This window comes from Flavobacterium sp. LM4 (genome assembly GCF_002017935.1).
GTDB classification, from domain to species: Bacteria; Bacteroidota; Bacteroidia; order Flavobacteriales; family Flavobacteriaceae; genus Flavobacterium; species Flavobacterium chungangense.
Genome location: NZ_MUFW01000005.1, coordinates 209,855 through 233,539 on the forward strand (window position 1 = coordinate 209,855; position 23,685 = coordinate 233,539).

14 protein-coding genes are annotated in these 23,685 nt (G+C 33.1%); 3 read left to right on the top strand and 11 right to left on the bottom strand.

Going from position 1 to position 23,685, the window contains the following annotated elements:
* Positions 1-78: 78 nt before the first annotated feature.
* The 6 genes from BXU10_RS22300 to BXU10_RS22325 all read right to left on the bottom strand — a co-directional run bounded on the left by BXU10_RS22300 (position 79) and on the right by BXU10_RS22325 (position 11,803).
* Positions 79-834, bottom strand: coding sequence for a family 16 glycosylhydrolase (locus BXU10_RS22300; RefSeq protein WP_078229670.1), 756 nt, complete (start codon positions 832-834; stop codon positions 79-81).
* 78 nt (positions 835-912) lie between these two features.
* Positions 913-2,580: a family 16 glycosylhydrolase gene (locus tag BXU10_RS22305; RefSeq protein WP_078229671.1), complete on the bottom strand. Its 1,668-nt coding sequence runs from the start codon at positions 2,578-2,580 to the stop codon at positions 913-915.
* A gap of 11 nt (positions 2,581-2,591) precedes the next feature.
* The gene (locus BXU10_RS22310) at positions 2,592-4,217 is read right to left on the bottom strand and encodes a PKD domain-containing protein (RefSeq protein WP_078229672.1); all 1,626 of its coding nucleotides are present in this window, start codon (positions 4,215-4,217) and stop codon (positions 2,592-2,594) included.
* Between the two features lie 8 nt (positions 4,218-4,225).
* Positions 4,226-5,713, bottom strand: a complete 1,488-nt coding sequence (locus tag BXU10_RS22315; protein WP_078229673.1) for a RagB/SusD family nutrient uptake outer membrane protein — start codon at positions 5,711-5,713, stop codon at positions 4,226-4,228.
* Between the two features lie 11 nt (positions 5,714-5,724).
* Complete coding sequence (locus BXU10_RS22320) at positions 5,725-8,760, bottom strand: TonB-dependent receptor (protein ID WP_078229674.1); 3,036 nt, start codon at positions 8,758-8,760, stop codon at positions 5,725-5,727.
* A 241-nt stretch (positions 8,761-9,001) separates the two neighbouring features.
* The gene (locus BXU10_RS22325) at positions 9,002-11,803 is read right to left on the bottom strand and encodes a triple tyrosine motif-containing protein (protein ID WP_223255537.1); all 2,802 of its coding nucleotides are present in this window, start codon (positions 11,801-11,803) and stop codon (positions 9,002-9,004) included.
* Between the two features lie 187 nt (positions 11,804-11,990).
* Between BXU10_RS22325 and uvrA the strand changes: the two genes are divergently transcribed.
* Positions 11,991-14,789 (top strand): excinuclease ABC subunit UvrA, encoded by a 2,799-nt coding sequence (gene uvrA / locus BXU10_RS22330; RefSeq protein WP_078229675.1) that lies wholly within the window; start codon positions 11,991-11,993, stop codon positions 14,787-14,789.
* 80 nt (positions 14,790-14,869) lie between these two features.
* On the opposite strand, the gene BXU10_RS22335 is transcribed toward uvrA, so the two are convergent.
* The 5 genes from BXU10_RS22335 to BXU10_RS22355 form a co-directional block, all read right to left on the bottom strand.
* Entirely contained in the window at positions 14,870-15,169 is a 300-nt protein-coding gene (locus BXU10_RS22335; RefSeq protein ID WP_031454926.1) for a hypothetical protein, read from the bottom strand.
* A gap of 426 nt (positions 15,170-15,595) precedes the next feature.
* Positions 15,596-17,065, bottom strand: coding sequence for an oligosaccharide flippase family protein (locus BXU10_RS22340; protein ID WP_078229676.1), 1,470 nt, complete (start codon positions 17,063-17,065; stop codon positions 15,596-15,598).
* Positions 17,066-17,159: 94 nt separating this feature from the next.
* Positions 17,160-18,443, bottom strand: a complete 1,284-nt coding sequence (locus tag BXU10_RS22345; RefSeq protein ID WP_078229677.1) for a glycosyltransferase family 4 protein — start codon at positions 18,441-18,443, stop codon at positions 17,160-17,162.
* 56 nt (positions 18,444-18,499) lie between these two features.
* Positions 18,500-20,959 (bottom strand): YfhO family protein, encoded by a 2,460-nt coding sequence (locus BXU10_RS22350; protein WP_078229678.1) that lies wholly within the window; start codon positions 20,957-20,959, stop codon positions 18,500-18,502.
* Between the two features lie 51 nt (positions 20,960-21,010).
* Positions 21,011-21,292, bottom strand: coding sequence for a DUF4834 family protein (locus BXU10_RS22355; RefSeq protein ID WP_078229679.1), 282 nt, complete (start codon positions 21,290-21,292; stop codon positions 21,011-21,013).
* Between the two features lie 123 nt (positions 21,293-21,415).
* On the opposite strand from BXU10_RS22355, the gene BXU10_RS22360 reads away from it, so the two are divergent.
* Together BXU10_RS22360 and BXU10_RS22365 are read left to right on the top strand one after the other, a co-directional pair.
* Positions 21,416-22,459, top strand: a complete 1,044-nt coding sequence (locus BXU10_RS22360; RefSeq protein WP_031454931.1) for a transporter — start codon at positions 21,416-21,418, stop codon at positions 22,457-22,459.
* A gap of 47 nt (positions 22,460-22,506) precedes the next feature.
* The gene (locus BXU10_RS22365) at positions 22,507-23,637 is read left to right on the top strand and encodes a GNAT family N-acetyltransferase (RefSeq protein WP_078229680.1); all 1,131 of its coding nucleotides are present in this window, start codon (positions 22,507-22,509) and stop codon (positions 23,635-23,637) included.
* Positions 23,638-23,685 lie beyond the last annotated feature (48 nt).

Here is a 23,685-nt window from a genome sequence, read left to right on the forward strand (position 1 = left end):
TAAAAAAAGAAGTATAGCTATCTAAAATATTTATTATAAACAAATTACACTTCTCTTTTTAATAGTAATTATTTTATATTATTCATAAACACGAACATAATCAATATAAAATTTTTGAGGTAAAACTGTATCATCAACTGCTGGTCCTCCAAAATTTCCCCCAATGGCTAAATTAATAATGATGTAAAACGGTTTATTAAAAGGCCATGTATCTTCATTTTTAAGTTCAGGCTGAAATGTATAAACTAAACCTTCATCAACGAAAAAATCAATTTTATCTTTATTCCACTCAATAGCATAAACATGAAAGCCTTCTTCTATATTTGAGAACTCTGTTCTTTTGGTATTAATTGTATTTCCGTGGCTATCCTGAGTATGCAGGGTTGTGTAAACCATATGCGGATCTCTGCCAATATATTCTAAAATATCAATTTCACCTGTTTTAGGCCATTTTACCTCATCAATGTTAGCACCTAACATCCAAAATGCAGGCCACAAGCCATGACCAACTGGTAGTTTAGCTCTTGCTTCAATCCGTCCATAAAGAAACTCTTTCTTTCCTTTAGTTGTGATTTTTGTAGAAGTATATTTTTCTCCTTCTTTTCGGGCTTCAATAATCAGATTACCTTCTTTTATTTGATGATTCGTTTTGGTATAAATTTGTCTCTCATTATTTCCCCAGCCACATAGATTTGGGCATCCGTCACCGACTTCAAAATTCCAGACAGATTCATTTATCTTCTTATTAAAATTTTCTTCCCAAATCAGTTTTCTTTTTACTTGCTGCGCCATGCAAAAACTACTAATCATAAAAAGCAACATTACTTTTTTCATCTCAATATTTTTTAAATTAAGAAATTAAGAAGGCCAGCAAAACTGACCTTCCAATTTTCATTTTTACTAATTAATTATTTATTGATAAACCCTTACATAATCAATCTCCATAGAAGACTGTGTAAAAGCAGGATCAATGTTTCCTCCCAGGTTTCCTCCCATTGCAACGTTTAATATTAAAAAGAAATCGCTGTTAAATGGTAATGAAGCCGTATTCGCAACTGAATGTATGAGTGTTTCATCTGCGTATATTTTTATGGAGACTGGACTCCAAACGGCTTTGTATACATGAAATTCAGTAGAAACATTTGCTATTGTTTTACTTCCTGAGTCAGCACTGCCACCAAAACGACCAGGATAATGCAATGTCCCAAGTACAACATTTTGATTGTTCCCTACATGCTCCATGATGTCAATTTCTCCACAGGCAGGCCATGGCTTCGTTGCATAATTTTGACCTAACATCCAAATTGCAGGCCAGGTTCCGGCACCTATTGGAAGTTTAGCCCTGATTTCTACTTTTCCGTAAGTAAATTTGAATTTATTGTCACTTACTAATCTCGCAGATGAATAAGCTGCACCTCCCGAAGATTCTTTCTTGGCAGTAATTTTAAGGCTTCCACCCTGCACAATTACATTCGTAGCAGAATTAGTATAATTTTGTTTTTCATTATTTCCCCAGCCATTATCTCCAGTTCCTAAATTATACCCCCATTTTGCTGTATCAGGAGCACCATCTGTATTAAACTCATCAGACCAGACTAAATTAGTGTAATCTACATTTGTATCGGGAACCTGAGTTGGTTTTGTTGTTGTAAAAACATGATACCATGCCAAAGCAGGATTGCCCCCCATAACAGCTCTCACTACCATCCTGTTAGCCGTAATAGATAAGATCTCGTAAGAGCTCTGACCAATGTAATAGCCCATAAAACCACCATCAGAGAAATTTAACATGGTACCTCTTGTTTGGGTAGCATGATTAGGATTTTTAGTTACTACAGATTCTGACGGACTCAGAGATACATTTTTTACCCCACCTGCATTGTATGCCAGACAAGCATCATCTGGTGAACTCCCTCCTGCCACACTTGCAAAAGCAGCATTAAAGAAGGTTGAACCGCCATTATCCAACTCGTATTTTAATTGTTCTCCATCCAAAGAAAAAGTCAATACGTTTTCATACAAACAACTACTGGCTGGAGATCCTGCTTTTTCAAAAACAGCTGCCTGATAATAGTTCGCATAATAATTTTTCGTTGCATCACCATCATTTTGTCCCACTCCTAAATGCCCAGGCTCAGAAGCTGACCAATACCATTTTTTTGACGTTCCTCCAGTCAGGAAATTAACTGCATCCGGATCGCTAAAGTTACTTAGAACCTCAACCTCAATTGTAGTATTAGTAGCTATACCTCCTTTTCCGTAAGCAATAGCTGTAACGATATATTTATTTACGCCCGTTTTAGTAAATCGTTTATCAAAATGACCACTAGGTGAATTTTCTGAAGTTCCATCACTAAATACATATTTATACGAAATAACATCTTCTCCAGTGGCTACAAGTTTTACGATTCCTGATCCATCCCCATAAGGTTCTGCGGCTGTTTTTCCAACAATTTCAGCAGTTATCTGTATGTTTGTTGGAGCATTAATATCTCCAAATGCGTAATCATCTTTCTGACAACCCGTCATCAGGAGAATCGCAAATAAGAATACTATTTTTATGATTATTTTTTTACTCATGATTTCTTTTTTTAATTGGATTGTTTTATGTCATCGAAGTAATACACAGAACCTGTTCCCATTTGTCCGAAGTCCGGGAATAAAATTATCCTGTCGTATTTATTGGCAGTACTAAAACCTGGTGCTGTCGTCAAATCAAAAGTTAGTACCTGCCATGCATTGGCTGTTGTGGTTGTTGCATGTGCTTCGAAAAAAACAGTTGGATTTCCGTTTCCGTCTTTTGGTGATGTCGACACTTCCATTTTGTATAAAATATCAGCCCCGACTTTAGGAGACCAAACATTTAGTTTTACAGTAGTTCCTTTAGTAAAATCAATTGTATTTTCTAAGTTCAGACTCGCGCCAGCCCAAACCTGAGCTCCGGATGTTTTCTCAATTTTAACTACTCTGTTAGAAATGTTAGCGCCCGTTTTATCAGGGTTTGTTACTACAGAAACAGGAATTGGTCCAAAACCTGCATCTCCAAAACCTCCCCATGCATATGTTAAGGCAGCAGATTCAAAATCCAAAGGCAATTGCACTGACTGAGCAGCTGTTTTGTAAAAATAAATATTATCGATAAATACTGTTCCGCCAGCCCAAGGGGTCCCAACCAATTTCAACTGAAAAATTTTATCAACTGACAATCCCTGACTTGTAAATGCCGAAATTGGAATATCAATACTTGTCCATTGATTTGCCGTAAGATCCTTTGTAACAGGCTTCTCAGAAGGCCCAACATTAATCAAGGATGTTTCTAATTTCTGTAAATCTGCTGTCCAGACATCCATATGCAAATATTCCATACCAGAAACATCTATTGATGTACCATCTGCTAAAGCAATTCCCTGATAGCTTAGCTTTATATAATTCAACATTTTATCTCCGTTCAGATCAAATTCTGCCCAGCTGCTGCCTTGTCCCGCCTGACCCCAATCAGGGAAATAATTAGTTCCTGCAACATTGGTATATTTTGAACCATAAATAGAAATTACATCTCCCGCCTGTCTGTTTGGCGGAGTTGGCGCAGCAGTTGTTGGGTTAAGAACAAGTTTTGCAGTAACCTGAGTACTATATTCAGTGGTTTTAATTGCAGCACTTTTTGAAACAACACGAATTGTATACACGCCCGCATCTTTGTAGGTATAAGAAACCGATTCGCCATTATTAGCCGAAACCGGATCCGGTTTTCCTGTCTCTCCAAAATAAACATCATAAAACAAAGCATAATCTGCGCTTGCCTTAACCGTTACTTTTTTCGAAACTGACAAATCATTCGTTACCACAACTACTAAATTTTCAGGAGCCTTAAAAGAAACTATTACCTGTTGAGCTACTTCAGTGGTTTTACCATTTAATCCCATCGCTATGATTTTAGCAGTATAAACCCCTTCTTTATAAACATGTGATACATTTGCACCAGAAGAAAAATAATCTGACTGTCCACTTCCGTCACCAAAATCAATTTTATATTGTGTTACTCCTTCGCCTTTAGGCAAAAAAGTAACCTTACCTGAATTATCTTGTGTTACCGTGGTCAAAGCCGATATGTTTTCTGGTGCGGCTATACCATCCAGATCAATATTGCTGTCATCGTTTGCACAACCCATCAGGATCGTCAAAACGAAAAAACTTATAATAAAATATATTTTTTTCATAATTGATGTTATTTAATATATCCGGGATTTTGTTGCCAGTTTCCATTTGAGAACTGAATTTCTTCAATTGGAATTGGGAATAATTCATTTTTATTAGTCTGAAAGCCGGGGATCTTCCCTACTGCTTTTCCTGTTCTCACTAAATCGAAAAAACGATGTCCTTCTCCAAAAAGCTCCAGTCTTCTTTCTGCCAGAATAAAATCGGTTAATGCGGCTCCTGAAGCAGAAATATTGTGATTTGTATCACCAAAAGCACGTTTTCTAACTTCATTTAGATATCCTCTCGCTTTACCATCATCAATTCCTCCACGGTTATAAGCTTCAGCTGCCATTAAAAGAACATCTGCATAACGAATCGCTCTGTAATTATTCGGATTCGTCAAATTCAAATCTCCGGCTGCATTGGCGCTTCTCTTTCTTGGCAAATATTTTCTGTTAAAAAATCCAGTGTCCTCGTTTCCTTTACTATATTTAACACCTGAATTTGCTGCTGCCCAGGCTGTAATATCTAATATAGCAACATCTTTACGTCTGTCGCCAACTTCAAAAGCGTCGGCACTTTCCTGAGTTGGAACATTAAAACTAAAACCCGGCGAAAACAAAGGTCCCTCATAACCACGTATTCCACTAAAACCTACAGCTACATTTCCTTCACTACATTGCAAACATCCAAAACCTGCACCTTCAACATCTGTATATTGCACTTCAAAAATAGATTCCGGTCCATTTTCACCTTCCATTTCGAACAATGAATTATAATTTGTTACTAAAGAATAAGGAGAAGAACTTATTAAACTTTCCAGGGTAGTTGCTGCCTGTGCAAATTTATTTTGATACAAATAAGCCTTCCCTAATAATGCCTGAGCCGCACCTTTTGTAATCCTGCCTTTTTGAGTAGTTGTTGGAGCCAGATTAGCAATAGCATAAGTTAAATCAGCTTCTATTGAAGCATATACTTCTGCTACTGACGAGCGTGGAATTTTCGTTTCATCTCCTAATTTAAACCTTGCATCTCCCTTCATTGGTATACCTCCAAACCACTTAACTAATTCAAATTGATAGTATGCTCTAAGAAAACGGGTTTCTGCAAGAAGTTGTGCTTTCCCTTCAAAATCAGTTTTATCCTTAAACTCAAGAATATAATTAGTTCTTTGCACTCCGGCAAACATCCAATTCCATATGTCACGCAAATTGCTGTTTACCGGTGTATGAATCATATCATCTATTTGTTGAAAACCCACTACGTCTGTAGGGCTTTCACCTCCGGCCAAAGTATTATCGGATGCAATTTCTCCTAATAAAACATTTACATATGTAGATTGAAGTATATCATAAGCGGCCACTAATGCCTGGTCATAATCGCTTTTTGAGTTAAAATAGTTTTCTGAATCTATAGAATACTGTGGTGTAGTTTCTACAAAGTCATCCGAACAAGAAATAAAAACTGTCGAAAACAGTATTCCTGTTAAAAGAAATATGTGTGTATATTTTTTCATTTTGATAACAATTAAAAGTTAAGATTTAATCCCAAAAGATAAGTTCTTGGTATTGGATAAAACCCGTAATCAATTCCTCCGGCAATTGGATCTCCGGTAGATGCTCCGGGATCAAAACCTTTATACTTTGTAAAAGTGTAAAGATTGTTTGCCCCTACATATAGTCTAAGTTTTGTAATACCTGCTTTTTGTACAATTTTAGGATCTAATGTATACCCTAACTGTACATTTTGTATTCTCAAATAAGAAGCATCGTCTACATAATAATCAGAAAAGACACTATTTGATGTAGCTCCTGTTGTAACTCTTGGCGTAGAATTAGAGGTTCCTTCACCTGTCCATCTGTCTAAAACGTAATCTAAATGATTGACATCAGAAAGATTTCTCTCGTAGTTTCTTATCAAGTCATTACCTAAAGATGCATAAGTGTAAACTGCAAAATCCAGATTTTTATAATTCAGTTGTAAATTAAATCCCATCGTAGCTGTAGGAATCTGATCTCCAATATTTGTTCTGTCTTTGCTGTCTATCACACCATCCTCATTAACATCTACAAATCTCAAGTCACCGGGAGCAGCATTTGCTCCTAAAGCAAGCTGAGACGGATGTGCATCTACTTCTGCCTGGTTTTGAAAAATACCATCTGTTTTATATCCATAAAAATATCCAATTGGCTTACCTTCCTCCATTCTGGTTGGTGCAAGCTGACCCACAGAAAACGAGCCTCTTTCTATATAATGAGTGGCATTATTTACTTCAAGCACTTCATTTTTAAGAAAAGTGACATTGTATCCAACGCTCATAGAAAAAGTGTCAGAAAATTTCTCTTTGTAATCTACAGCAAATTCAAAACCTGAATTTCTTACTGTACCGGCATTTATTGTTGGAGCACCAGCACCCGGAGCACCTATTCCACTAGTACCGGTAACTGCAATACCGGGGATTAATAAATCTTTTCTGGTATCTATAAAATAATCTGCTACCAGCGAAACTTTATTATCTAATAATTTCATGTCAACACCAACATCAAATTTCTTAGCTGTTTCCCATTTCACATTCGGATTTGGCAAGATACCTTCCGCCCTGCCACTAACCAATTCGTCATTAAAAACATAAGTTGCTTCTCCTGTAAGTTGACCTAAATAAGTAAAATCTCCAATCTGATCATTTCCTAAACTACCATAACTGGCCCTGAATTTTAAGAAATTAATCATTTTTTGTTCTCCAAAGAATTTTTCATCAGAAACGACCCAACCTCCTGTAACTGAAGGAAAATATGCTACTTTATTTGCAGGACCAAATCTCGAAGAAGCATCACGTCTTATGATAGCAGAAAGTAAATATTTACCTTTAAAATCGTATTGTAATCTTCCAAAATAAGATAACCTTCTTACATCATAATTATAAGAACTGTTATTTAAAACTTTTGATATAGTTGATATTAATTTAAGATCAGCAAATTCCCATGAATTGTAAGGCACATCATAACCCGTTGCAAAAAGTCCGTTACCCCAGGTTTTGTAAATTGTTGTCCCTATCACTCCGGCTACATTATGACTTTCACCTATTTTTTTTGTATAAGTACCGTAAAGATCAAATGAATAATCATTATCATTTACAGCTCCCTGAGTTACTGAGCTTTGTTTTACATCAAATACTTTACCTCCATAACTAATTTCTTTTCCAAAAGTTTTTGATTCACTGTTTGAAGTATTGAAACCAATTGTGCTTGTTATGACAAAATCTTTAAAAATTTTATAATCTATACCAAAGCTTCCATTAATTTTTTTATAATTATAATCGTTATAAGTATTCGCAATTTGGGCTAAAGGGTTGATAATTTCGTTTCCTAAACCGTTAAGCGGTATAACTGTAAAGTTTCCATCTGCATCATATGGTTTAATTGTAGCAGGAATATTCAAAGCATTAAATAAGACAGATCCTAATCCGTTTTCATTTAATGTTTTTCTTGTAAAATGAGTGTAAATTACGTTAGTCTTAAATTTTAATTTATCCGTTACATCACCACCTACAGCTACTCTTGCAGTATTTCTTAAAAATCCTGATTTATCTGCTCCAACGATTCCTTCCTGATCAAGATGCGATCCGCTAACAGAATAGTTTATTTTTTCTGATCCTCCTGAAATAGTTAAGTCATGACTGATAATGGGTACTGCTTTACCAAAAACTTCATCCTGCCAGTCTGTACCTTTTCCTAAACCAGTCACGTTTGTATAAGGAAGTGGTTTTCCACCGTTAGCATAACTTTCATTTAGTAAAAGAGCGTATTCTGTAGCATCTAAGGTATGTAGCTTTTTTGATGTTTCCTGAAATCCAGTATAAGTATTGTATGCAAGTTTAGCTTTTGTATTTCTTTTCCCCATTTTAGTGGTGATCAGAATGATACCGTTTGCACCAATCGTTCCGTAGATAGCCGCCTGCGAATCTTTCAATACCGTAATCGTTTCAACATCATTAGGGTTCAACAAGCTTAAATCTCCTATGTAACCATCAATAATAGCAGCCGGTTTGTTTTCTCCATTAGTAGCAATACCACGAATACGAATATCTAATCCCGCACCAGGGGCACCCGATTGACTCGTTACATTTACTCCTGAAACAGTTCCTTGCAGAGCTTGCTCTACTTTTACAGGCTTTAAAGCTTCAATTGTTTTGCTGTCAACTAAACCTACTGATCCTGTAAGATCTCTCTTTTTCTGTGTACCATAACCAATAACAACAACTTCTTCCAATGATTTTGCATCATCGCTCATTTTGACAATTATTTTGTTACCCGATACAGAAACCTCCTGAGTTCGAAAACCGATGTAACTTAAAACAATTAGGGTTCCTTTTGAGAGGCCTGATAATTTAAAAGATCCGTCAAAATCTGTAGTAGTACTTTGTGACGAGTTTTTAACTTTTACATTCAGTCCTGGCAGTGCCATACCTGAGCCATCCAACACAGTACCATTTACATCTAAAGCCTGCGAAAACGCAAAAGATGTAAACAGCAACAATGCCATTAATAATAATTTTGGTTTCATGATTAGTTAGTTTTTATTGAAAGCTAATTTATTCGTTCTCTTTACGAAAATGACAAAATTAACCTCAACAAAAAACATACATTATAAAAAAAGAAACAAAAAAATACACATACTCCAAAAAAGACCTTTATTTACTAATAAACTTTAAATATTAATTTATTTAACAAAATAAGTGTACAAAACACAAGAAAAGATTAATGTTGAGGTAATGTATAGTTGTTTTAACGAAAATCTGGCTTTACTATACAGCCATAATATATTCGACTAAACCAACTTCATGTTGTAAATCCATTTTTTTACGTAAACGGTATCTTTTTATTTCAACACTTCGAACCGAAATATTAAATAACGGCGCAATTTCTTTTGATGAGAGGTTCAATCGCAAGTAAGCACAAAGACGCAAATCATTGGGAGTAAGTAAGGGATGAATCAGTTTAATTCTTTTTAAAAAGTCCTTATCAGCATTATCAAAAGCCTCTTTAAAAATTTTCCATGAATCTTCTTCGGTAATATTGTCATTAATTGTTCTAATTACCGATTTGATATTTTTATCATCATTCTGCGTAGTCTTCTTCAGATCTTCTTTAATAAAAGCCAAAAGTTCATTTTTCCTATTTAAACTCATTGTAGAAACCGCCAATTGTCTATTTTTATTATCAACATCCTGAGACAATTGTTCGTTTCTGAGTTTCATTAATTGCTGCTCGTTTTCAAGCTCCTTTATCTCTAATAAAAGATTATTTTCTTCAATAAGTTTCTCTTTTTGCTTTTGATAAAAATTGCGATAGGCTTTATTGATAAAATACCCAATAACAACAAATAATAATAAATAAATAAAACAAGCCAGATTAGTTAAATACCAAGGCTTTAAAACTATAAAAGTATATGTTGCCATATTCTGCAAAAGTGTATTGGCAAATTTAGCACGAACTTTAAAAGTATATTTTCCCGGAGACAGGTTTTTAAAATTCACTGAAGATTTTGTGCTCCATTCACTCCATTCATTCTGAAAACCTTCTAATAAATACTGGTACTCAGAATTGATATATTTATTATATTCTGGAACCGTGTAATTTAAGGTGATATTATTTTCATTTGCCTTAAAACTTCCTTCATCATTTAAAGCAACATTTTTTAAAGTTTTATTTTGCTTATTGATCAAAATATCCGAAATAAAAATCGTATAGTTTTTAAAACTTAAATCATCAATATTAAGCGTATAATAACCATCTGTGGTTCCAATTAAATAGGTTGATTTTGAAATTTGAGTAATATTTTCAAATCCTGACATTGAATTGGTCAAAGAGGATGGAATTGGAATTATATTTTGCTTTAACTGATTACTTAATTTACTGGCAGAAAAATAATGAATGTAATTTTTAGAAAACAGCCAGATTTTATTAGACTGGTCCACTATTAGTTTTCCCGAAGTATATTCATCCTTTTCAAAAATAGAGCTCAGTAATTTGTCTTTTTCAATTTTTTTTGTAACTGAATTTAATTTAAAAATTCCATCTTTATAAGCATAGTAAATTGCATTGTTAAATTTGGTTAAACTTGCATTCTTTCCTTTCTTAGGAGAGGAATAGGCGTAAAAATCTTTTGCTTTTGAAAAAGATTTATCAGGTTTAAATCTAAAAATCCCTTTGTACTCATGACTTACATAGACTTCCAGATTTTGAGTAATTTCAAAATAACGCGATGAATAATTAAAGCCTTCAATTTTATTTTTAAATATCCATTGATTATTAATTTTCTCTAAAACCGAAATTCCATAATAATTCCCCTGAAGCAATACATTTTTGTTATTTGGTGCCTGTTCGAATTTCCATGTTCCTGAACCAGAAAAGATATTTCTTGCCGATGCTTGCTCTATAATAAAAGTTCCCGAATCATGGCCGCAGAAAAGTGTATTATCACATTCAAACAAAGACCATACCTGACCCTTAGTTCCGCTTATGAACTGAAAATCATCTGTACTTTGATATTTTTTACAAAACAACCCCTGATTTGTTCCCACATACAACATCCCGTTATATGTAATTGAAGTATACACTGTACCCAGGACTCCGGTATCATCTGTAAAACTATGCACAGGCGTTTGCAGATTGATGCAGTTAATTCCGTTATCAAGGCCTACCCAAACATTCTGATCTTTATCTTCAAACAAAGACAAAACGGTATTATTACTCAATCCTTTGCTTTGCTGAATATGATATTTTAGTTTTCCGGTATCTGATAAAATGAAGATTCCTTTAGAAACCGTTCCTAATGCATAACTCCCATCGTGAAGTTTCTGGCTACTGTAAACAAAACCAGATTTTAATTGTGCATCAACTTCTGTTGAAAAGGGTGTTAAAGCTGTTCTGGTAAGCTTATAAAATCCGCGTAATTGTGTCTGAATCAACAAACAATCATCAAGAGTAAAAACATTGACAATGGTGTGTTTTTTCAGAATAGGATTATTGGAAATCAATTTTCCTTTTCCTCCTTCTATTTCAAAAAGACCTTCATTAATGGTTTGATAATAAATCGAATTTTTGGTACTGAAAGATTTTAAAACCCCATTTTGAGGCGAAATAATTTTGAAGCTTTTTGTTTTTGTATCATAAATATAAATTCTGTTAAGAGACTGAAATAAAATCCATTGATCATATTTTAAAATATTCCAAAACTGTTCATCATCGAGAATTTTATTTTTAATGGTATCACTTAGAGAAATATATATTAATTTACCTTTTGATTGTCTGATCCAGTAACCAAAGTTCATATAACAACCTGTGTAAATTTTATTGTCTATCACTTTTACAGATCGCATTATGGTTTCGTTTGGAGTTGGATATAACTCCCAATTGGTTCCATTGTATTCTAAAAGCCCCTCATTATTCGCAAAATAAATTCTATTTTGTTCATCCTGCGAAATCATCCAGCTTTGATTTCCAGCGCCATACAAAGTTGAGGGGTATTTTACAATTGGCGGTAATTCCTGCGAAAACAGGGCAAAACCTATCAAAAAACAAAGTATAGAAAGTTTAGTTTTCAAATGTATTGTGGTTTAGTTTGTTATAAAGCAGTTCTAAAATAGCTTATTAAATCAAACCAACAAATTTTAATAAAAAATCTCCTTAACAAAACATGATAATTTTGGAATAATTAGTTAAAATTTGGAACAACGACCTTAACAAAACTAAATTCTAAATTGATTACTTTTGTACAAATTGACTTTTTTTATGCAAATTGATCTTTCTACACTCGACCCAAAACATAATATTATCATTAAAGGAGCTCAGGTACATAATTTAAAAAATGTAGATGTTGCAATCCCGCGAAATAAACTTGTGGTTATTACAGGTCTTTCCGGATCAGGAAAATCAAGTCTGGCATTTGATACTTTATACGCCGAAGGACAACGACGTTATGTGGAGAGTCTATCATCATACGCACGGCAATTTTTAGGCCGATTAGATAAACCAAAAGTAGAATACATAAAAGGAATTGCTCCGGCAATTGCTATTGAGCAAAAAGTAAACACTACAAATGCTCGTTCTACTGTAGGAACTTCTACTGAAATTTATGATTATATCAAACTTTTATATGCTCGAATTGGCCGCACTTATTCACCAATATCAGGGAGAGAAGTAAAAAAAAATACCGTAACTGATGTCGTTTCAGATGTTAAAAATTTCGATCCAGACAGCAAATGGCTATTGCTTTCCCCTATACATCTTGAAGAAGGACGTAAGCTCGAAGACAAGCTTAAAGTTCTTTTACAACAAGGATTTGCCCGTATATTAGTCGACAACGAAATGGTCCGTCTGGATGAATTTACACCAACGTATATCCACAAATTAGACAATAAAGATATTTTATTGGTCATTGACAGAATTGTCGTAAAAGAAGAAGAAGAATTCTATAATAGACTGGCAGATGCTGTTCAGACTGCATTTTTTGAAGGAAAGGGAATTTGTTATCTTCAGGAATTAAGTTCTGATAAGAGATATACATATTCAAACAATTTCGAATTAGACGGCATTACGTTCCTTGAACCAAATGTCCATTTATTCAGCTTCAATAATCCTTATGGTGCATGCCCTGTCTGTGAAGGTTACGGAAATATTATTGGCATTGATGCAGATTTAGTGGTACCCAATACATCATTATCTGTTTTTGAAAGCGCTATTTATCCCTGGAGGGGAGAAAGCATGAGCTGGTATAAAGATGAATTTGTGAAACATGCTTATAAATTTGATTTTCCTGTTCATAAACCCTATTTCGAACTTACAGAAGATCAGAAAGATTTGATATGGAAAGGAAATCAGTATTTTCAGGGATTAAACGATTTTTTTAAAGAACTCGAAGAGAAAAACTACAAGATTCAAAATCGTGTCATGTTGTCGCGCTACCGAGGAAAAACTAAGTGTTATGCTTGTCGCGGAAAACGATTACGTGAAGAAGCTTCGTATGTAAAAATAAATGGTAAAACAGTTTCAGAATTAGTCGATTTACCAATTAAACATCTGGTTACTTTTTTCAAAAACATTGATTTAGATATTTACGAACAGCAAATTGCCAAACGTTTAATGGTCGAAATCAATAATCGTCTATCATTTTTGACGGAAGTTGGTTTGGATTATCTTACTTTAAATCGAAACTCAGCAAGTCTTTCCGGAGGAGAGTCACAAAGAATTAATCTAGCCACCTCTCTGGGAAGCAGTTTAGTTGGTTCGATGTATATCCTCGATGAACCAAGTATTGGTTTGCACCCAAAAGATTCAGAACGACTGATCAAAGTTTTACTTTCGCTTCGTGATTTAGGCAATACCGTAATTGTGGTTGAACACGATGAAGATATTATGAAAGCTGCAGATATGATTATTGATATTGGTCCAGAAGCCGGAACTTTTGGAGGAAATTTGGTTGCTCAGGGAACTTATGATGAAATTTTAAAATCTGAATCTCTTACCGCTAAATATCTGAATGGTGATTTAGAAATTTCTGTTCCGAAAAAAAGAAGAAAATTCAAAAATCATATTGATATCATTGGCGCAAGAGAAAACAATTTAAAAAATATTGATGTTACTTTCCCTTTAGATGTTTTAACAGTAATTACGGGAGTTTCAGGAAGTGGAAAAAGTACACTAATCAAAAAGATTTTATTTCCGGCCATGCAAAAAAAACTGGAAAGTGCTGCCGAAAAAGCGGGTCAGTTTAGCGACATAACAGGTTCTTTTTCTCAAATTAAGCATATTGAATATGTGGATCAGAACCCTATTGGAAGAAGTTCGAGATCTAATCCTGTTACTTATATCAAAGCTTATGATGATATCCGTGATTTGTATGCTAAAGAAAAACTATCCAAAATAAGAGGTTATCAGGCCAAACATTTTTCTTTTAATGTTGATGGTGGCCGATGCGAAACCTGCAAGGGAGAAGGCTCTATAAATGTCGAAATGGTATTTATGGCCGATGTTTCTTTACCATGTGAAACCTGTGGAGGAAAACGATTCAAAAAAGAAATTCTGGAAATTAATTTCGACGAAAAAAACATCAATGATATTCTGACCATGACTATCGATGATGCTATTGCTTTTTTTGAAAAAAATAAACAAACCAAAATCACTCAAAAACTGCAACCGCTACAGGATGTAGGTTTAGGATATGTTCAGTTGGGGCAATCTTCTTCTACCCTTTCCGGTGGTGAAGCACAGCGTATTAAACTCGCCTCTTTTTTAGTAAAAGGGGCTACGAAAGATAAAGCTTTATTTGTTTTTGATGAACCAACAACAGGATTACATTTTCACGACATCAAAAAATTATTAGCTTCATTTGATGCCTTAATCGAAAAAGGACATTCGATTATTGTAATTGAACACAATCTTGACCTTATAAAATGCGCTGACTGGATTATTGATTTGGGTCCGGAAGGAGGAGAAAATGGTGGTTATTTGTTAGCAACCGGAATACCTGAAGATATAGTAAAAATAAAAGAATCAATAACAGGAATTTACCTCAAGGATAAACTAAACTAAAAAAATCAGCCACGAATTACTTCTTTTACTTGATCGTAATGAAATAATTCGTGGCTAAAATTTTTAATCATTTTTAATTGCTAAGCAACTAAACATCTTTCTTCAAAAGGGACGCCATCTTCATCTATAGCAACTAAAATCTTTTTTTGTTTTGATGCTTCTATTGTAAGATATAACCATGCAACAGACCACAAACCTAATGTTAAACAAAAAATTATAAAATTGAATCCATGATTTACAGCTTTTCCTCCTTTTGAAAGTACAGCAAAAAGCATTTTGTCATTACGCTCTTCAAGCACAAATCCTTTATGAACCTTTTTCGAAATCATATTGGAAAATACTCGTAAACTTTCTTCCTGGGTGAATTGATTGCTCTTCATAATCATTAAATTAAAATTAATGTGACTTAATTTCTAAACTTACTATAACAAAAATACACAATCAAAACCCGCTTAACAATACCCACTTTTAGTGATTTACAAATAATTTTTCAACAGAAAAGAAGAATCGTTATTAATTTAAAAACATAATGCTAGTTTTCATTCAATAAAATAGAAAATAAACAACTATTTATTTTAACATCTTTCAATTAATTATATTTAAAATATTATGAATATTTTTTAAATATATTAAAATGATGACTTGAAATTATTATTTATAATCAATATCCAAAATTTTATCTAAAGAGCACTTTTTAATATATGAGGCGAAATAAAGTAATTTTATTTTCTAAATCGCCTGATTTGTTTCAATAGAAAAAAAAACCTAAAATACATTAGTTAATTATCAGTGTTTAAATAACGTTACTAAATCTTAACACCAATTTTTCTTAAAAGACTATCCATAACCTTATTGATATCTGGTGAGATAGTAAATTTATAATTTAGATACAGATATAAAATCGTGACAAAAATGGATTTCAAAGCAATTCCAATTAAAGGATAAACCTGAAATTCCCAAAAATAAAAAGCTAAAAACAAAGCTGTTGTAACAGCCAGTGAATATAAATTTTGTTTTGTAAAAGGATACAAATGAAGTTTTTTTACAACAAACAGCAGTTTGGCCAGACTATAAAAAGTGATAGACAATAAGGTTGCAAATGCAGAACCCATAATGCCGTAGAGCGGTATGAAAATTACATTTAAAATAAATGTCAGCACCACTAAACCTAGTCCTAAAAATAGTACAGTTTTGTAATATTTTGTATTAAAAATGATAGCATTATTATTTCCTAAAATCAAATCAAAATATTTAGACAAACCTATCATAAAAACTACCGGAATTCCGCCTCTGTATTCGTCAGGAACTATTTCATACAACTGGTTAATATTCACAAAAATACATAACATTACAAAGCCTCCCACAATCTGCAGGTTTATGGATGTTTTTTTATACAAAATATTCAATTCGTCATGTTTGTTTTCGTGCATTAATTTAGCCGTAATCGGATATACAATTTGATGCATGGCCCGACTTGGAACCGAAATAACCAAAGCAATATAGGTTGCAACAGAATAATAAGCAATATTCTTGATTTCCATGTATTGATTTAGCATGAGTTTATCGCCATCTAAAAGCAAATTGGCAACACTTCCGGACAAAATAATATAAAAAGTATATTCCATTACACTTTTTACGTTTTCGGGAATTGTAATTTGAAAATTTGGTCTTTTGATATAAAAGGCATAAAACATCGTTATCAAAAAGGCTACAAAATAAATCGCAGCAGTTAAATAAACAAACTCAACCAATGAAATCCATTTAAAATACAATCCAACTAAGGCAAAACTGGAAAACAACCTCAAACCTACTTCTTTGATAAAGTTTCCAAAAACAGAATGCATGTGAACTCTTGCCCATGCATAAAATATTTCAAAATAGGCCATACAAATTCCAATAAATGGAATTAAGAGCATGAATTCTTTGACTACGGGATTTTCTTTAGAAACAAAAGCCGTAATATCATCAAAGAAAAAGATTCCTATTATTCCCAAAGGAATACACATCAATACCGGAAATAAAGCTGTAAAAGATAAAAATTGTTCTCTTTCTTCTTCAGTATTATATTGTGAGTAAAATTTAACTAAGGTATTCTGCATCCCGATGGCAAACAGGGGCATAATAACATTTGCTGCCGAAAGAATATAATTTGTTAATGCATAATAAGTTGCACCCAAATAAATGGGATACAAATAAAGTGTATTAATAGCTCCAATACCGAAACCTATATAAGTGATTATAGTGTTTTTGAAAGACTGATTTAAGACAATACCCATTTTTTGACTGCAGGATTTAGATTGTAGATTTTTGATTTGCTATTCTACTTTCTTATAATATTTGAAATTGTTATTTCTTTTTAAAATTGATATTTTAACGAATCAATTGTGCTAATTGCCTGGTTAGATTTTTTCTTGAATACTGCTGTAAACCAACTCCATTAGCCCTTAGGTTTCCTTCCAAAAATTGATTATAAAGGTCCAAAATTACACTTTTTAATTTCGCTTTTTCAGAATAATCAAAAAATACTCCTGTATTCGTTTCTTTTATGATATCAGCAAAATCTGACCCTTGAGGACCAATTGCAATTATTGGACGGTTAGATACCATATATTCGAATAATTTCCCCGGAATAATGCTCTTGGTATCTTCAGAATTAATTTCGATTAAAAGCAAAACCTGTGATTTTTTTTGATGCGCAATTGCCTCATGATGCGACACATAGCCCATAAGATTCAAATAATCATTTAGTTTAAATTCTACGATTGAATCAAGTACTTCCTGACTTACTGCACCAATTAACTTAATCTCTAAGTTCGATTTAAAATCAGAAGTTTCATTTAACAATTCAACAAGACATTCCCATAAAAACTTTGGGTTTCGATCTGATAAAAAGGAACCAATATGAGCGAGAGTAAATTTGGTATCCAAAACCTGCTTCTCTACGCTTTCAACATCATAACCATTTGTAATCACTGAGATAGGCTTATTGGTTATTGCCTGAAATTCTGTTTTAGTGGTTTTACTGGTTACAATAACAGTATCTGCTGAATTGAGAACTTTATGCTCTAATTGCTTGTGTTTTTTAGACGCATAACTTGACAGACGCAATGCCTTGTGATAACCAATAGTCGTCCAGGGATCACGGAAATCTGCAAACCACTTTACATTTAGTTTTGCTTTTAATTCTAAACCAATCAAATGCAAACTGTGTGGCGGTCCGGAAGTAACAATTGTATCGATATTGTTCTCCTTAATATATTTCTCAAGATAAGACACAGAAGGTTTTACCCAAAAAACACGTGCATCCGGAATAAAAAGATTACCTCGTACCCAAAGAAAAGTTTTGTCTAAAAAAGTCTGTTTCTTTTTATGAGGGAAAATTCCGGAACTGATTTTTTTTGTTTTTTTCTTTGAAAAGATTGAAGCCAATTGATAAGGCTCCCAGATTTTACTTTTAAGAATAATTACTTTATCTGAAATTTCACTTACCAAACCTTCATCAACAATTGGATAAGTTGGATTTTCCGGAACATAAACGATTGGCTGTACATCAAATTCCGGCAGGTATTTTACAAATTTGAGCCAGCGTTGTACACCAGGCCCTCCAGCTGGCGGGAAGTAATAAGTTATTATTAAGAGCTTTTTTTGTTCCATATTCCAATTCCACAGAGATTCACAAAGTATCTACTAAGTATCACAAAGATTTTAAATTATTTTTGAGTATCTCCGTGATTTCTTTGCGAATCTTTGCGAAAAAATTTTTCAAAATAAACTCCTCCAATTAAAAACAATAACATACCAATTGAACTTGCCAGTGTAATGCTGCTACCCGTTTTAATAACCTGAGGTTCGAATTTAAATTCGATAGTATGTTTTCCACCCGGAATTTCCATAGCTCTTAAAACATAATCAACAGGAAAATGATCTGTTAATTGACCGTCGATATAAGCATTCCATCCATTTTTATAATACATTTCAGAGAAAACAGCTAAGCCGTCTTTTCCGTTATCCGATTGATATTTGATATAATTTGGTTTGTATTGAATTACTTTTATTGTTCCGGTTGTATCCCATTGTTTTTTTAATCGGGCACTTCTAAATTTAGCTTCATGTTCATGAACGTTAAAAACCGCAACTCTTTTGGTATCAATATGATCCAACGCCTTCATCACATCATCTGGTTTATTTACAAGTTTTACAGTACTCACAAACCAGGCATTTCCATTTGTATTTGGGTTTACTGTTGGAAATTCTTTTCCTTCCTTATCTGTCTGAATAATGTATTTTACGTTTAACATATCCAAAACTTCCATGTTATTTTTTGCAATCTGATAATCAAATAACTGTTGGATTCTTCTTGGTTTAGCAGCATGATATCCTCCTAATGAATTATGAAAATAAGATGCCCGGGCACTTGACATATTTCCGTTTACTTCGAAAACTCTGTAATGCGTAGTATCTTTTAAAATTTGAGCATCTGAAGGGGTTTCCTGAAATGGAGCTGCAATTTCAACCGGACTCACAAAATCTTTTGCTGAAACATATTTTTTATCTACAAAAAACAAATCAAAAACCATTAAAATGCCAACGATAATTAAAGTAGTATTCTGAGCCAGTTTATTTTTGATAAAGAGCCATAAAATCCCAAAAGTCACTACAATAAAAAATCCTGAACGTAATAAATCCGCAGAATACAAAGTCATTCTGTCTTCTTTTAAAGCATCAACAAACCCAGGACCGTAACTTTCTAAAAAGTAACTGTCACTGCTTCCTGAAAAATGGAAAAAACCTTTTGCAAATACTAAAATTATAAGGACTCCCAAACCAAAAACACCAGTTTGGATAAGTGCTTTTTGCTGCAATTTGGGTTCTTCTTTTGATTTAAAAAACGATTGCAATCCCATAATTGCCAAAACAGGAAAACATAATTCTAATATTACCTGAATCGAAGAAACTGCTCTAAACTTATCGTACATTGGAAAGTAATCAATAAAAAAGTCAGTTAATAATGAGAAGTTTTTTCCCCAGGAAAGCACTAATGAAAATAATGCTCCTCCTAAAAAGACATATTTTATTTTTCTGTCATCAATAAATAATGCCAAAACACCTAAAAAGAAAACCACGACCCCAATGTAAGCCGGAGCTGCTACAATAGGCTGGTCGCCCCAATAAGTAGGCATTCCTGATACAAAATCCTGTGCTTGTGTAGAAGGAACTCCCTGCTCGGTCATAAATGAGTACATACGGCTGTCAGTTCCTACATTTTCATGATTAGAACCACCAAAAAGTCTTGGTGCAATAAGATTAAAACTTTCAGCAATTCCGTAACTGTATTCTGTAATATATTCACGGCTTAAGGCATTTTCATTGGTTTTCTTAGATCCATCGGGATTAAAAGTTAACTCACTATTGCTACGCGTGCTAAACTTAGCATATTCACTTGTAGCTAATAAATTAGTAGCATTTGCACCAATTGCTAAAATTCCGGCAATGGCCAAAACACCAATTGAGGTTAAAAATCCTTTATATTCTTTTTCTTTAATGAATTGAAAAGTATAGTACCCTGAAAGTATAAGAAGGAAAATTAATAAATAATAAGTCATTTGAAAATGATTTGCATTCACTTCTAATGCAACCGCAAACATGGTAAGCAGTCCTCCCCAAATGTATTTTTTTTGAAAAACTAATATAAAACCTGCGATAACCAAAGGCATATATGCAATTGCATGTGCCTTTGCATTATGACCAACCCCAAGAATTATAATTAAATAGGTTGAAAAACCAAAAGCTATTGCACCAATAAATGCTTTTAAAGGATCTGTTTTTAAAACCAAAAGCAAACCGTAAAAACCTAAGAAATATAAAAATAAATAATCAGCAGGACGTGGTAAAAAACGCAAAATATCATCTAACTTACCTATAAAATCATTTGGATAATTTGCTCCTAACTGATAAGTCGGCATTCCTCCAAAAGCAGAGTTTGTCCAATACGGCTCTGATTTTTCAACAGCTCTAAAATCATTTTGTTCTTTTGCCATTCCGGTATATTGAGCAATATCGGATTGGAAAATTTGTTTTCCCTGTAAAACCGGGTAAAAATAAATTAGGGAAACTAAAATAAAACCCAATATAACAAGGGCATGCGGATAGAACTTATTTACTATTTTCAATTTAGGTTGGTTTGGTTAAATGATGAATCCTGATTATTTCAGGGTACAAACTTAATCTATTTCTTCGTAATCAACATAATCGCCCACTTTTTTGGTTTCGCGCGGATTTTTAGCATTAGTCGTATTAATGATTATTTCATCATTATTGACTTGCGTTTTTTGCCATGTATTGTCCTGACTATATTGTTGTTGTCTAGAAAAATTCTCTCCTGCTTTTTCAACCGCTTTTTTTACAAGAACAGGCAAAAAGATTCTGGCTAAAAATTTAAAAATATAATAAAAAGCTATAATACCTATGATAATTCTTAAGCCTGTAAATGATGCTTCTTGCATAATCGTTTAATTTTTTTCAAAATTAATAAAACCATTGTTCAAAATTAAAATATCAATCTTAAATAAATAATAAAATATAGTACATTTGAAAACGTTATTACTTTTTAATCAAAAAATACATATATGTTAAAAATTAAAAACTTTTTGATAGCTTGCCTATTTTTATTCCCACAATACTTTTTTGCACAATATACAGATGTTATAAATTCAAATCGCCCAGGAGAAACCATGTCGGCTTTCTCTGTTGGAAAATCCGTAATTCAGGCTGAAGTTGGTCTGTATGGCATAAATGAAAAACATGATGTACAGAATTATGAAGCTACTGGTTTTGGAACTGATTTCACACTTCGCTGGGGTCTTTTTTTAGAACAGCTGGAATTTATCGCAGATATTCAGTATCAAAATGAAACCTTCACAACACCAGTAACCAGTTTTAAGAAAAGTAATTTTAAGCAGACTAATTTAGGTGCTAAATATTTAATTTATGATCCTTTCAAAAACTATAAAGGTGATGTTAATATTTACAGTTACGGCCCAAGTAAAAAATTTAAATGGCGCCAATTAATTCCTGCAGTTTCAATCTTTGCAGGAGCTAATTTTGTTTATAAAAATAATCCCTATGCATACAATTCAAATACACTCAATTTTTATTCAAATGAATCCGGCTTTTCTCCAAAAATAATGTTGATGACCCAAAATCATTTTGGTGATGGAAGATGGGTATTAGTATCTAATATTATTGCAGATTATATAGGTACTGATAACTCCGGATATGGATACATTTTAACTTTAACAAGAGGTTTCAACAGTAAATGGTCCGGTTTTGTAGAAAATCAGGCTTATAAAAGCGATTTATATAGCGATCTAATCGTAAGAGGCGGAGCAGCTTATTTATTATCAAGAAACGTACAGGTTGATGCATCAATAAGCAAAAATTTAAAAAATACTCCTTCATTACTTTACGGTGGAATTGGTTTTTCTATACGCTATGATGACAAACATAAAGAAGAACTAACAAGAGTAGGTAAACCCAAAAAGCCTAAAAAGGATAAGAAAGATAAACTTACAAAAGAAGAACAAGAGGCACTCGAAAAAACGCAAAAAGAAGAAGACTATCAGGAAAAAGAGCGCAAAAGAAAAGCAAAATATGAGAAGAAAAAAAAATAGCTTTTTTCAAATCCTTTTAATTTCTTAAAATAATAAAAACAAGTTTAATGATTACAATTAAAGAAGCCAAAACAAAAAAGGAATTAACCGAATACATTAAATTTCCTTTTGCTTTATATAAGGATAACCCATATTGGGTACCTCCTATTATTGCAGATGAATTAGAGTCCTTTGACAAGACGAAAAACCCAGCTTTTGATAATGCAGAGGCCTATTTTTATATCGCCTATAAAAACAATGAAATTGCAGGACGAATTACAGCCATTATTAATTGGGCAGAAGTCAACAACCAGCAAAAAAAGAAAGTTCGCTTTGGATGGTTTGATGTTATAGATGACATCGAAGTAACTAAAGCTTTACTGGAAAAAGTGCATGAACTGGGCAAACAAAACAACCTGGAACACATGGAAGGCCCAATGGGATTTTCAAATTTAGATAAAGTAGGAGTTCTAACAGAAGGTTTTGATCAAATAGGAACAATGATTACCTGGTATAACAATCCTTATTATGTCACCCATTTTGAACAGTTAGGTTTTCAGATCGAGAAAGAATACATTGAAAGTATTTTTCCGTTTTCAAATGTAAAACCAGAATTTTTCCTGAAAGCACAAGAACTCATCAAAAAAAGATATGGCTTAAAATCGTTAACTTTTACAAAGACGAAAGACATTATGCCACATGTTGACAAAATGTTTGATTTATTTAATGAATCTTACGAAAAGTTAGCTTCATTTGTAGCGATATCCGATGTCCAAAAAGAATATTTCAAAAAAAAATATATTAGTTTCATTAACCCGGAATATATCAAATTTGTTGTTGATAAAGATGATAAATTAATTGCTTTCAGCATCGTAATGCCTAGTTTTACAGAAGCACTACAAAAGATAAAAGGCAAGCTTTTTCCATTTGGATTTCTTCATTTATTAAAAGCACGAAAACATAGTAAAGACGTTGTTTTTTATCTTATCGGAGTACATCCGGACTATCAAAACAAAGGAGTTACAGCGATTATTTTTGATGAATATTATAAAACTTTCTCCGAAAAAGGAATTCAAAATTGTATCAGAACACCTGAACTATTAGAAAACAATGCTATTCATTTACTATGGAAAAACTTTGATCCAAAAATTCACTGCCAAAGAAAAACATATCGAAAAGATTTGTCCCAATGGACATAACGATAATTCTTATTTACAAAGATTTATATATCAAAAAAGGTCGAAATT

Bases quoted from the DNA above. Each gene is read 5' to 3' on its own strand.
- BXU10_RS22300 (WP_078229670.1), bottom strand. From the start codon at position 834: ATGAAAAAAGTAATGTTGCTTTTTATGATTAGTAGTTTTTGCATGGCG.
- BXU10_RS22305 (WP_078229671.1), bottom strand. From the start codon at position 2,580: ATGAGTAAAAAAATAATCATAAAAATAGTATTCTTATTTGCGATTCTC.
- BXU10_RS22310 (WP_078229672.1), bottom strand. From the start codon at position 4,217: ATGAAAAAAATATATTTTATTATAAGTTTTTTCGTTTTGACGATCCTG.
- BXU10_RS22315 (WP_078229673.1), bottom strand. From the start codon at position 5,713: ATGAAAAAATATACACACATATTTCTTTTAACAGGAATACTGTTTTCG.
- BXU10_RS22320 (WP_078229674.1), bottom strand. From the start codon at position 8,760: ATGAAACCAAAATTATTATTAATGGCATTGTTGCTGTTTACATCTTTT.
- uvrA (WP_078229675.1), top strand. From the start codon at position 11,991: ATGCAAATTGATCTTTCTACACTCGACCCAAAACATAATATTATCATT.
- BXU10_RS22335 (WP_031454926.1), bottom strand. From the start codon at position 15,169: ATGAAGAGCAATCAATTCACCCAGGAAGAAAGTTTACGAGTATTTTCC.
- BXU10_RS22340 (WP_078229676.1), bottom strand. From the start codon at position 17,065: ATGGGTATTGTCTTAAATCAGTCTTTCAAAAACACTATAATCACTTAT.
- BXU10_RS22345 (WP_078229677.1), bottom strand. From the start codon at position 18,443: ATGGAACAAAAAAAGCTCTTAATAATAACTTATTACTTCCCGCCAGCT.
- BXU10_RS22355 (WP_078229679.1), bottom strand. From the start codon at position 21,292: ATGCAAGAAGCATCATTTACAGGCTTAAGAATTATCATAGGTATTATA.
- BXU10_RS22360 (WP_031454931.1), top strand. From the start codon at position 21,416: ATGTTAAAAATTAAAAACTTTTTGATAGCTTGCCTATTTTTATTCCCA.
- BXU10_RS22365 (WP_078229680.1), top strand. From the start codon at position 22,507: ATGATTACAATTAAAGAAGCCAAAACAAAAAAGGAATTAACCGAATAC.